Raw genomic sequence first — 12,229 nt, 5'->3', positions numbered from 1 at the left:
CCGAGTGAGCGGAGTAACTGATGTCCTTGTTCATATACAACTCGCAGACGCGCAAAAAGGAAGAGTTCGTTCCCCTGGTCCCGGGACAGGTGAGCATGTACGTCTGCGGGGTAACGGTCTACGACGAGCCCCACATCGGCCACGCCCGCTGCTACGTGGCCTTTGACGCCATCCACCGCCATCTGCGCTCCAAGGGGTGGAAGATCGCCTACGTGCGCAACTTCACCGACATTGACGACAAGATCATCAAGCGGGCCAATGAGACCGGCGAGGATTGGCGGGCCCTGACCCAGCGCAACATCGACGCCTTTACCGAGGCCATGGAGGCGCTGCACGTTCTGCCCGCCACCACCGAGCCCCGGGCCACCGAGCACATCGCGGGCATCGTGGAGATGGTGTCGGCGCTCATCGACAAGGGCCACGCCTATCCGGTGGAGGGCGGCGACGTCTTGTTCGCGGTGGACAGCTTCGCGGACTACGGCAAGCTCAGCGGCCGTGACATCGACCAGATGCAGGCCGGGGCCCGCATCGCGGTGGACCAGCGTAAGAACAACCCCATGGACTTCGTGCTCTGGAAGGGCTCCAAGCCCGGCGAGCCCTCCTGGGAGAGCCCCTGGGGGCCGGGCCGCCCGGGCTGGCACATCGAGTGCTCGGTGATGAGCCAGGAGTATTTGGGCAAGACTTTCGACATCCATGGCGGGGGCGAGGATCTCCTGTTTCCCCACCACGAGAACGAGCGGGCCCAGTCCGAGGCCCTGAGCGGGGTGCCCTTTGCCCACTATTGGGTGCACAACGGCTTCGTGCGGGTGAACCACGAGAAGATGTCCAAGTCCCTGGGCAACTTCTTCACCGTGGGCGACATACTAAAGACCGTGAAGCCCGAGGTGCTCCGGCTGTTCCTGCTCTCCAAGCACTACCGCGCGCCTCTGGACTTCAGTGACGCGGCGCTCAAGGAGGCGGGCCAGGGCTTGGAGCGGCTCTACATCGCCCTGCGCGAAGCCGCCCCGCCCGAGGACAAGATGCTCAAGCAGCGCCTCACCCGGCCCAGCGAGCTGGAGTGGATGGCCCAGATCGACGCCCACGCCGCCGAGTTCGAGGCGGCCATGGACGACGACTTCAACACCCCCCGCGCCCTGGGGGCCCTGTTCAGCCTGGCCAAGACCACCAACAAGCTGGCCGCCGAGCCCGAGCCCGCCCCGGACAAGCCCATGCTGGGCAAGGGCGGCATGAAGCCCGCTTCGGCCAAGGAGGCCCTGTTGGGCCTGGCCGCCGCGCGTTTGCGCAACCTGGGCGGCCGCCTGGGCATCCTGGCCGAGGACCCCATGGAGTTTTTGCAGTCCAGCGCGCCGGCCGCGGGCGAGGGGCCCGACCCGGACCAGATCGAGGCGCTCATCGCCCAGCGGACCCAGGCCCGCAAGGACAAGGACTTCGCCGCCGCCGACCGCATCCGCGACGAGCTCACCGACATGGGCGTGCTCCTGGAGGATGGCCCCGAGGGCACCCGCTGGCGGCTGGCCGAGTAGGGAAGGGACTCCGTGAGCCTGCAACGCTATGTGAGCAACGAGCTGACCCATTTCGTGGGGCGCAGCTTTCGCCACGAGTACGACGCCCACGAGCGGCAGTTCGCCCTGCTGGTGGAGATCCTGCGTTCGGGACGTTTGGGCAAGAACGTGGACGGCGGGGTGCGCTTTCAGGCCGACCAGACTTTCTCGGATAACGAGTCCTACCGCTCCAACGTAGTGTGCTTCTCCGACATCCCGGTGCCCGACCTGGGCATCCACATGGGCAAGTTCAGCCGCTTCGGCCTGGCCTTTCCCAAGGCCTTCCTCATCGCGCGGGGGGCCAACCCGGTCTACTACGTGGCCCGCAACGCGCGCATAACTCCGCCGGACGGCAAGGAGCGCACCCTGGCCGAGTACTTCGACGAGAAGCACGACGAGCTCTGGGCCTTTTACGACGCCTACAAGCTCCACCGCCCCAACGCGGACCAGGACGAAACCCAGGCCCGCGAAACCAAGGAGATCACCGACCTGTTCGGCTTCCTGGTCTACCACTTCTTCAGCTTTGTGAAGTTCTTTCAGGAGGGGCTGCCCCCGGACGACGACAAGAACTATTACATGGAGCGGGAGTGGCGGGTGTTCGGCAACCTGGACTTCACCCTGGACGACGTGCGCCGGGTCATCTTCCCCCGCCGCTTCGCCCGCTCCTTCCGCGAGCAGGTGCCCGACTTTTTCGGCGAGATCACCTTCTCCTAGCCCGCATATTTCATGAGGGCTGGGTGGCACTAAACAACGAACCCATTTATTGGGGTCGTTATGAAAAATGCACCTACGCTGCCAGGGTATGGTTTGTACCCTGGCCCGGCACAGCCGGACACACGGCTTTCATGAAATATGGGGGCCAGGAGAGTCCATAATGCGCATATTGCTGGTGCTGGCTCATCCCGACCCGGCCAGCTTCAACGCGGCCCTGGCCGCGCGCTCCCGCCAGGCCCTGACCGGGCTGGGCCATGAGGTCGTCTTCCACGACCTCTACGCCGAGGGCTTCGACCCGATGCTGTGGCAGGAGGAATTCCCGGAAGGCGCCGCTCTGCCTCCGGCCATCGAGGCGCACTGCCGCGACCTGGAGGCCGCCGACGGCGTGGTGATCGTGCACCCCAACTGGTGGGGCATGCCTCCGGCCATCATGAAGGGCTGGATCGACCGGGTGTTTAGGCCGGGGCGGGCCTATCGTTTCCTAGAGGGCGACGGCGGCGAGGGGGTTCCCCAGGGCCTGTTGCCCGCCAAGGCGGTGGTGGTGTTCAACACCGGCAACACGCCCCCGCAGCGCGAGATAGATGTTTTCAGCGATCCCCTGGAGCGGCTGTGGCGCGACTGCGTGTTCGGCCTGTGCGGCACGCCCCGGTTCTATCGCCGCCTCTTCGGGGTGATCTGCCTGAGCGACCAGGCCCAACGCGCGGCCTGGCTGGACCAAGCCGAGGCCATGTTGGCCCAGGCCTTCCCCCGGGAGTAAGCCGTGCCCCGCGAGATCGACCATACTTCCCACTGGTGGCGCACCGCTCCCAGCGAGGCCAAATTCGAGCTGGTCAGCGAGTTCTCGCCCCAGGGCGACCAGCCCAAGGCCATCGACGAGCTGAGCCGGGGCCTGGCCGAGGGCATCGAGCACCAGGTGCTCCTGGGGGTCACCGGCTCCGGCAAGACCTTCACCATGGCCAACGTGGTGGTCAACGCGGGCCTGCCCACCCTGGTGCTGGCCCCCAACAAGACCCTGGCCGCCCAGCTCTACGGCGAGTTCAAGGCCCTGTTCCCCCACAACGCGGTGGAGTACTTCGTCTCCTACTACGACTACTACCAGCCCGAGGCCTACATTCCGGCCAGCGACACCTACATCGAGAAAGACTCGTCCATCAACGAGCGCATCGACAAGATGCGCCACGCGGCCACCTACAGCCTGCTCACCCGCCAGGACGTGATTATCGTGGCCAGCGTGTCCTGCATCTACGGCCTGGGCTCGCCCGAGGCCTACGCGGGAATGATCGTGTATCTGGAGCAGGGCAAGGAGGCGGACCGCGACCAGGTGCTGCGCACCTTGGTGGAGATGCTCTACGAGCGCAACGAGTACTCCTTCCATCGCGGCACCTTCCGGGTGCGCGGCGACACCATCGAGGTCTTCCCGGCCTACGAGGAGGAGCGCGCGGTGCGCATCTCCTTTTTCGGCGACGAGGTGGAGGAGATCGCCTTCATCGACCCCCTACGCGGGGTGGCCCTGGAAAAGGCTCCTCGGGTGACGATTTTCCCGGCCAGCCACTACGTGACCAGCGAGAACATCCGGGTGCAGGCCATGAGCGCCATCCGCGGGGAGCTGGCCGAGCGCACCGCCCATTTCGAGGCCAACAACAAGCTCATCGAGGCCCAGCGCATCCGGGAGCGCACCCTGTTCGATTTGGAGATGATGAAGGAGCTGGGCTTCTGCCACGGCATCGAGAACTACTCGCGACATCTCACCGGCCGCGCGCCGGGCCAGGCCCCGCCCACCCTGCTGGACTACTTTCCCCAGAAGTGGCTGCTCATCGTTGACGAGAGCCACATTACCATGCCCCAGGTGCGGGGCATGTACTTCGGCGACCGCTCCCGCAAGGAGACCCTGGTGGAGTACGGCTTTCGCTTGCCCAGCGCCCTGGACAACCGGCCGCTCAACTTCGACGAGTTCCAGACCCACACCGACCAGGTGGTCTATGTCTCGGCCACCCCGGCGGACTATGAGTTGGAAAAGGCGGGCGGGGTGGTGGTGGAGCAGATCATCCGCCCCACCGGGCTCATGGACCCCATAATCGAGGTGCGCCCGGCCTCTGGCCAGGTGGACGACCTCCTGGGCGAACTGCGCGAGATAACCGCCAAGGGCCAGCGCGCCCTGGTGACCACCCTGACCAAGCGCATGGCCGAGGAGCTCACCGAGTACTTCGACGAGATGGGCCTCAAGGTGCGCTACCTGCACAGCGACATCGACACCATCGAGCGGGTGGAGATCATCCGCGATCTCAGGAAGGGTGTGTTCGACGTCTTGGTGGGGATCAACCTCTTGCGCGAGGGCCTGGATTTGCCCGAGGTGAGCCTGGTGGCCATCCTGGACGCGGACCGCGAGGGCTTCCTGCGCTCCACCCGCAGCCTGATCCAGACCACGGGCCGCGCGGCGCGCAACCTGGAGGGCCGGGTGCTGCTCTACGCCGACAAGATCACCGACTCCATGGCCCGGGCCATGGAGGAGACCGAGCGGCGGCGCGCGGTGCAGGAGGAGTACAACCGCGAGCACCACATCACGCCCAAGAGCATCATCAAGGCCATCGGAGCCATGCTGCCCCACGAGATCGCGGCCGACTACTCCACCGTGGAGCTGGTGGATGAGGAGCCGGAGTGGGAGCTGGAGGAGATTCCCGGGCGCATCGCCGAGCTGCGCGAGGAGATGGAGCAGATGGCCAAGGACCTGCGCTTCGAGGAGGCGGCGCTCATCCGCGACAAAATCAAGCAACTGCAAGCCATGGAGCTTGAGTGGAGGGGGTTGGAATAATGCGATGTAGCATCATGCGGCGGGCCTTGGGCCTGGCCCTGGCGTTGGCCCTCATCCTGGGGGCGGTTCCGGTCCTGGCTGGGCAGGGCGCATATGCCGAGTTGGACGGGCACAAGGTTTTCTACACCGACCAGGGCAAGGGCCAGCCGGCCCTGGTGCTCATCCATGGCTGGATCTGCAACCACCAGTTCTACAAGGACATGGTTCCCGGCCTAGCCGCCAAGCACCGGGTCATCGCCCTGGACCTGATCGGCCACGGCAAGAGCGCCGCGCCTCAGGTGGCCTACACCCAGGAATACCTGGCCCGTTCGGTGTTGGCGGTGATGGACAAGGCTGGGATTAAAAACGCGGTGCTCATAGGGCACAGCATGGGCGCTGCTCTTGCCCGGCGCATCGCCCTGGAGCATCCGGCGCGGGTGCGGGCGTTGGTCTCGCTGGACGGAGCCCTGGGCCAGCCGCCCCAAGACCCCAAGGCCCGCGAGCAGTGGATCGCCCAGGCCCAGGCCTTTGCGGCCCAGTTCCAGGGCCCGGACGGCCAGAGTAAAGTGGGGCCCTTCTTTGACGCCATGCAGGACCCGGCCACGCCCCCGGCCCTGCGCCAGTGGATCAAGGATCAGGCCATGGCCACGCCCTGGCACGTGGGACGTAGCTCCATGAAGCATTTCGTGGACCCGGCCAACTGGGACGGCAAGGCGCTGGGCATCCCCGCCCTGATCATCGCGGTGCCCAGCCAGTTCCTACCCCCGGACTGGGAGGCCCAGATGCGCGCCCTGTTCCCCCACCTGAGCTACCACACCATCAGCGGGGTGGGGCACTTCCTCATGCTGGAGAAGGCGGCCGAGGTCAACGCCCTGATCCTAGGCTTTGTGGACGGTGCGGCGGTGCGGGACAGACAGGTCAAGTAACCAGCGGGAAAGCCTTGCCGGAGAGCCCAGCCAAAGATAAGCCCCGTGGCGCGGAGGCCATAAAGCAGGCCCTGGCCCACGTGCCCCTGAACCCGGGCGTGTACCTGATGAAGGACGCGCGGGGCCGGGTGATCTACGTGGGCAAGGCCAAGCGCCTCAAGAACCGGCTCACCTCCTACACCCGGCCGCTCTCGGGCCCTGACTGGTACGCCACCAAGGTGGCCATCATGGTCAGCCACGTGGCCTCGGTGGATTTCGTGATCACCTCCAGCGAGAAGGAAGCCCTTCTCCTGGAGAACACGCTCATCAAGAAGCACCGCCCCCGCTACAACGCCGACCTGCGCGACGACAAAAGCTACCCCTACTTCCGGCTCACCCGGCAGCACGAGTTCCCCCGCTTGTCCCTGGTGCGCCGTCCCAAGCTGGGCGACGGGGCCAAGTATTTCGGCCCTTTCCAGAGCGCGGGCGCGGCCCGCCAGACCATGTACCTTTTGCAGCGCATCTTCCCCCTGCGCCGCTGTTCGGACGCGGCCCTCAAGAACCGGGGCCGTCCTTGCCTGGACTACGAGACAGGCCGCTGCTTCGCGCCCTGCGCGGGCAAGATCAGCGCAAAGGAGTACGGCCTGCTGGTCAAGGAGCTGGAGGAGTTCTTCGCGGGCAAGGGGCAAGCCCTGGCCAAGCGGCTGCAAGGGGAGATGGAGGCCGCGGCCAAGAACGAGCGCTTCGAGGAGGCGGCTCTCCTGCGCGACCGCTGGCAGGCGCTGACCCGCACCTTGGAGAAGCAGCAGGTCTCCGGCCCGGCCGAGGAAGACCTGGACGCGCTGGCCCTGCACGCCACGGAAGAGGGGATGCGCCTGGCCCAAGTGCGGGTGCGCGGGGGCCAGGTGGAAGGCGGCAAGGTGCACGACCTCAGCCGCGCGGCCCTGTCGCCGGACGAGGCCATGGCCCAGGCCCTGGTCATGCTCTACGACACCTCCCCGCCGCCGCCCTTGATCCTGCTCTCGCAGATGCCGCCCGCGCCCTCCCTGGTGGCCGAGGTGCTGGGCGAAAAGGCCGGGCGCAAGGTGGAGCTGCGCCTTCCCCAGCGGGGAGAAAAGAAAAAGCTCCTTGAACTGGCCGTGCTCAACGCGGCCCAGGCCCGCCACGACCAGCCCGGCCCGGGTCCGGCCCTGGAGCGCCTGGGGAAGAAGCTGGGCCTGGCCCAACTCCCGCACGCCATGGAGTGCCTGGACATCTCCCATCTGGGCGGCAGCCTCACCGTGGCCGGCCTGGTGGCCATGGCCGGCGGTGAGCTGGACAAAGGGCATTACCGCCGCTACAAGGTCTTGGGCGGCGAGGGCGGGGGCGACGACTACGCGGCCATGGCCCATGTCTTGGCCCGGCGCCTGGGCGGCGACGACCCGCCTCCGGACCTGCTGCTCCTGGACGGCGGCAAGGGCCAGCTCTCCATGGCGGTGAGCGCGGTGGAGGCGCTGCCCTTTGCCCAGCGCCCCGCCTTGGCCTCCATTGCCAAGGGCCGCGCCCCCGGCGAGCCGGACCGCATCTACACCCCGGGGCGCAAGAACCCGCTCAACCTGCACGAAGGCGATCCGGCCCTGCTCTTGTTGATGCGCCTCAGGGACGAGGCTCACCGCTTTGCCATCACTTATCACCGCCTGCTGCGCAAGAAGGCGCTCACCAAAAGCATCTTGGAAGAGGTGCCGGGCATCGGCCCCAAGAAGAAAACAGCCTTGCTCAAGGCCTTCGGCTCCCTGGCCGCGCTCAAGAAGGCCCGGGCAGGGGAGCTGGCCCAGCGGGGCGGGCTGGACCAGAACACCGCCGCCCGATTGGCCGAGTTCTTGGCCGCCCTTGACACTACCCAAGGCCCAAAGTAGACTTCGGCAGTATTCCTGGGAGGTAGCGCATGTTTGGTATCGGCATGCCCGAGCTGCTCATCATCTTGGTGGTGGCCCTGATCGTGGTGGGGCCCAAGAAACTGCCGGATATGGCCAAAAGCTTGGGCAAAGGTCTCAGTCAGTTCCGCAAAGCGGCCGATGAGATCAAAGATGAATTCGCCGACAACCAGACCTATCAGGATATCAAGGGTCTGAACAAATCCTTCCGCGACACCTTGGACGAGGTTAACCCCAAGAAGATGCTGGAGGAGGTCAACCCCCTGGTGGAGCCCAAGGAGCCCAAGCTGGACCTCTCGGGCCGCCACGCCCTCATGGACGAGATCCAGGGCAAGCCCGGCGAGGCCGACAAGGAGGCCTCCGTGGAGGTGGCCCAGAAGCCGCCCGAAGCCGAAGCGGCTGCCGAGGACGCCCCGGTCATCGACGTTACCCCCAGCCCAGCCCCTCCCGAGCGCAAAGAATCCTAGATGTCTGACCAGGACCGACCGCCAGAGGCCGAGGATCAATACGAGGCCGAACCGGAGGAGCACGAGGACGACGAAGCCTCGCGCATGCCTTTCCTGGGCCATCTGGAAGAGCTGCGCTCCCGCCTGGTGCGTTCGGCCATCGCGGTGGGGGTGTGCTTCCTGTGCACCTATTTCTTCAAGGAAGAGCTGTACCAAGGGCTGGCCCGTCCGCTCAAGGCGGCCATGCCCCCGGACGCCAAGCTGATCTACACCGCCCCGGCAGAGGCCTTTTTTACCTATCTGAAAATCGCCCTGCTGGCGGCCATCGTGGCGGCATCGCCCTTTATCTTCTATCAATTCTGGCGCTTCATCGCCCCGGGCCTCTACGATCACGAGCGCAAGGCGGTGTGGCCCTTTGTGACGGTTTCCTCGGTGCTGTTCATTGTGGGGGCGGTGTTCTGCTACACCATGGTCTTCCCCTACGCCTTCCAGTTCTTCATGAGCTTCGCCACCGACGACATCGTGCCCATGCTCAGCCTGAAGTCCTACCTCTCCTTCAGCTCCACTCTGCTGTTCGCCTTCGGGGTCATCTTCGAGATGCCCCTGGTGCTGGTGTTTCTGGGCCGCATCGGTGTGGTGAGCAGCAAGGGCCTCAAGAAGAACCGCAAGTACGCCATCCTCATCATGTTCGTCGCCGGGGCCATGTTCACCCCGCCCGACGTGGTCACCCAGTGCATGATGGCCGTCCCGCTCATCCTTCTTTACGAGATATCCATCTGGATGGTCATGGCCACCGAAAAGAAGAAAGCCGAGCGTCAGGCGGCGGAAGAAGCCGAGCTCGAAGGCGGCGACGAAGAGGGTGAGCACGAGGACGAGCACTAGGCCTTTCCCCAGCGGCTTGTTTCAATCCCACTTCCGGCGTAGCCTTTAGCTTGAGAGGGGCTTTGCGGGGAGAGGTATGTCCATGCGCGTTTTCAGCATAGCGGTTTTGATCTTGGCCCTGGGCCTGGCCCCGGCGGCTTTGGCCGGGCAGGAGATAAAGACCTTTCAGGGCAAGAAGCTGAGCCCCTATCACCGCGAGTACGACAATTCCATTCGCGGGCCCCAAAAGGTGGACCGCAAGGCCTACCGCCTCAAGATCGACGGCCTGGTGGAGCGGCCCCAGTCGCTCACCTATCAGCAGGTGACCGCTCTGCCTTCGGTCAAGGAAGTGGTGCTCATGCCCTGCGTGGAGGGCTGGACCGAGACCTTGCTCTACCAGGGGCCGCGCATCCGTGAGCTGCTGGCCTTGGCCGGGGTCAAACCCGAGGCCGCCTTTGTGATGTTCCACTCGGTGGAGGGTTACTCCACCGGCCTGCCGCTCAAGTATCTGAGCGGCGACAAAATCTTGTTGGGCTACCGCATCAACGGCCTGGAGTTGGACGCCACCCGGGGCTGGCCCTTCCAACTGGTGGCGCCGGGCAAGCTGGGCTACAAGTGGGCCAAGTGGATCACCCGCATCGAAGTTTTGGCCAAGCCGGTGAAGGGCTACTGGGAGAAGCGGGGCTATTCCAATAAGGCCGACGCCAGCGAACGCTATTAACTGCCTGTAATAACGCACTAATAAATTGGCTGCTAAAAAAGGGGCTTGACAAAATTCCGCCCAGGGTCATACTGAGCAGGAATTGGAGATTGTATACAAAATGACTGACCGCAGCCAAAACCCGAGCAACTCCGGCCTCTGCCCCCAGGCGGCTGGCGCTGGTGTGCCCGTGTTTGGCCTCTGGTTTTATTGGTGGCGTCCACCGCTGACGGTGCGCTCCACCGGGGATGTGACCGACTAGAACCAACCCCCGACCAAGACTTAGAGCCCACCGTCACTCAGACGGTGGGCTTTTTCTTTGGTCGGCGGGCAAGGGGACGCCATGGCAATGCTGAAAGCCTATACGCGCGAACTGCTGGCCGATGCCGACACGCCGGTCTCGGCCTATGTGAAGCTCTGCTCCGGGGAAGACAACTCCTTCCTGTTCGAGAGCGCGGAGGGGGTGGAGAACGTGGGCCGCTACTCCATCGTGGCCTGGGACCCGGTAACCAGCCTGCGTCTGGAGCCGGACACCGTGGTGGTGGACCACGGCGGCCAGATCGCGGAGCACCCGGCGTCCGAGTTCTTCGACGTGGCCCAGGGGGTGATGGACGAGCTGGCCTGCGAGGGCCTGCCTCCGCTGCCCTTCGTGGGTTCGCTCATGGGCTATGTGGGCTACGAGGCGGTTCGCCTGGTGGAAAAGCTGCCCCCCATCGCGCCCCACCATCTGCCCGTGGCCCGGCTCTGCTTCCCCTCCCGCTTCGCCATCTTCGACCACCTCCAGCGCAAGCTGACCCTGGTGGCCCTGGCCGAGAGCGATGACGCGGGCAAGGCCATGCTGGGCGAGATCAACGAGGGCCTGCACCGGGCGGCGCGCCTGTCCACCGAGCCGGGCAGCGTGGAGGTGACCCCGCCCGAGGCTGAGCCCTTCATGGCCGCGGTGGAAAAGGCCAAGGAATACATCATGGCCGGTGACATCTTCCAGGTAGTGCCCTCGGCCCGATTCACCGGCACCACGGACCTGGACCCCCTGGCCGTGTACCGCTGGTTGCGCGTAAAGAGCCCCTCGCCCTACATGTTCTTTCTCAAGTTCCCGGACTTCCATTTGGTGGGCTCCTCGCCCGAGACCCTGGTCAAGGTGGAGAACGGCCGGGTCATGCTCCGGCCCATCGCCGGCACCCGGGGCCGCTCGGCCGACCCGGCCCAGGACCGCGCCCTGGAGCAGGAGATGATGGCCTCGCCCAAGGAGCGGGCCGAGCACGTGATGCTGGTGGACCTGGCCCGCAACGACGCCGGCCGGGTGAGCCGCTACGGCACGGTGGAGGTGGAGCCCTACATGACCGTGGAGCGCTACAGCCACGTGATGCACATCGTTTCCCAGGTGGAGGGCGAGGTGGACCCGGAGCTCAAGGTGTGGGACGCCTTTAGGGCTTCCTTCCCGGCGGGCACCCTGTCCGGCGCGCCCAAGGTGCGGGCCATGGAGATCATCAACGAGCTGGAGGGTGTGGCCCGGGGCCCCTACGGCGGGGCGGTGGGCTGCTTCGGGCCGGGGCAATACATGGACACCTGCATCGGCATCCGCACCATCCAGTTCCAGGAGGGCCGCTTCGTGTTGCAGGTGGGCGCGGGCATCGTGGCCGACAGCGACCCGGCCATGGAGTACGAGGAGATTTGCCACAAGGCGGGGCAGGGCATCGCCGCTCTGCGCCTGGCCGCGGAGGGGCAGGCATGATCGCGGTAATCGACAATTACGATTCCTTCACCTACAACATCGTGCAGGCCCTGGGCGCCCTGGGCTGCGAGCTGGAGGTGATGCGCAACGACGTGGTGCCGGTGGAGGCCATCGGCGAGCTGGAGCCCGAGGCCCTGATCATCTCGCCCGGGCCGGGCCGCCCCGAGGACGCGGGCATCTCCTGCGCGGCCATCGAGCGCTACGCGGGCAGCTTCCCCATTCTTGGTGTATGTCTTGGGCACCAGGCCATCGCCCAGGTGTTCGGGGCCAAGGTGGTGCGCTCCAACAAGCCCATGCACGGCAAGGTCTCCGAGGTGTTCCACGACGCGCGGGGCCTCTACGCCGGCCTGCGCAATCCTTTCGTGGCCGCGCGCTACCATTCCCTGGTGGTGCCCGAGGACAGCGTTAAGGCCCCGCTGGTCATCTCGGCCTACACCCTGGAGGGCGAGGTGATGGGGCTGCGGCACAAAGAGCTGCCGGTGGAAGGGGTGCAGTTCCACCCCGAGTCCATCGCCACCGCCCAGGGGGTGCTGTTGTTCAAGAACTTCCTGCGCCGGCACCTGGAGCACGCTCTGCCCCTTAACGGCGCGGGCGATAGCCTGGGCGCGGCCCCCGCGGTCTAGACGAGG

At 65.8% G+C, this 12,229-nt stretch carries 11 protein-coding genes; all 11 read left to right on the top strand.

Annotated elements, in window-relative coordinates:
• Positions 1-20: 20 nt before the first annotated feature.
• Positions 21-1,523 (top strand): cysteine--tRNA ligase, encoded by a 1,503-nt coding sequence (gene cysS / locus KQH53_13240; GenBank protein ID MCB2227636.1) that lies wholly within the window; start codon positions 21-23, stop codon positions 1,521-1,523.
• Between the two features lie 12 nt (positions 1,524-1,535).
• The gene (locus tag KQH53_13235; GenBank protein ID MCB2227635.1) at positions 1,536-2,255 is read left to right on the top strand and encodes a hypothetical protein; all 720 of its coding nucleotides are present in this window, start codon (positions 1,536-1,538) and stop codon (positions 2,253-2,255) included.
• 160 nt (positions 2,256-2,415) lie between these two features.
• Entirely contained in the window at positions 2,416-3,012 is a 597-nt protein-coding gene (locus KQH53_13230; GenBank protein MCB2227634.1) for an NAD(P)H-dependent oxidoreductase, read from the top strand.
• 15 nt (positions 3,013-3,027) lie between these two features.
• Complete coding sequence (uvrB, locus tag KQH53_13225) at positions 3,028-5,064, top strand: excinuclease ABC subunit UvrB (protein ID MCB2227633.1); 2,037 nt, start codon at positions 3,028-3,030, stop codon at positions 5,062-5,064.
• On the top strand, positions 5,064-5,969 hold the full coding sequence (locus tag KQH53_13220) for an alpha/beta hydrolase (GenBank protein ID MCB2227632.1): 906 nt from the start codon (positions 5,064-5,066) through the stop codon (positions 5,967-5,969). The genes uvrB and KQH53_13220 overlap by 1 nt, the downstream gene beginning before the upstream one ends.
• Positions 5,970-5,983: 14 nt before the next feature.
• Positions 5,984-7,843 (top strand): excinuclease ABC subunit UvrC, encoded by a 1,860-nt coding sequence (gene uvrC, locus KQH53_13215; protein MCB2227631.1) that lies wholly within the window; start codon positions 5,984-5,986, stop codon positions 7,841-7,843.
• Positions 7,844-7,872: 29 nt separating this feature from the next.
• A complete protein-coding gene (gene tatB, locus KQH53_13210) occupies positions 7,873-8,328 on the top strand; it encodes a Sec-independent protein translocase protein TatB (protein MCB2227630.1) in 456 nt (151 codons plus the stop codon).
• A complete protein-coding gene (gene tatC / locus KQH53_13205; protein MCB2227629.1) occupies positions 8,329-9,189 on the top strand; it encodes a twin-arginine translocase subunit TatC in 861 nt (286 codons plus the stop codon).
• Between the two features lie 82 nt (positions 9,190-9,271).
• Positions 9,272-9,889, top strand: a complete 618-nt coding sequence (locus KQH53_13200) for a molybdopterin-dependent oxidoreductase (protein ID MCB2227628.1) — start codon at positions 9,272-9,274, stop codon at positions 9,887-9,889.
• Between the two features lie 322 nt (positions 9,890-10,211).
• Complete coding sequence (locus tag KQH53_13195; GenBank protein MCB2227627.1) at positions 10,212-11,600, top strand: anthranilate synthase component I family protein; 1,389 nt, start codon at positions 10,212-10,214, stop codon at positions 11,598-11,600.
• Entirely contained in the window at positions 11,597-12,223 is a 627-nt protein-coding gene (locus tag KQH53_13190) for an aminodeoxychorismate/anthranilate synthase component II (protein ID MCB2227626.1), read from the top strand. Before KQH53_13195 ends, KQH53_13190 begins: the two co-directional genes overlap by 4 nt.
• Positions 12,224-12,229 lie beyond the last annotated feature (6 nt).

The organism is Desulfarculaceae bacterium (assembly GCA_020444545.1).
In the GTDB taxonomy this organism is placed as follows: Bacteria; Desulfobacterota; Desulfarculia; order Desulfarculales; family Desulfarculaceae; genus Desulfoferula.
This window is presented reverse-complemented; position numbering and strand designations above follow the sequence as displayed.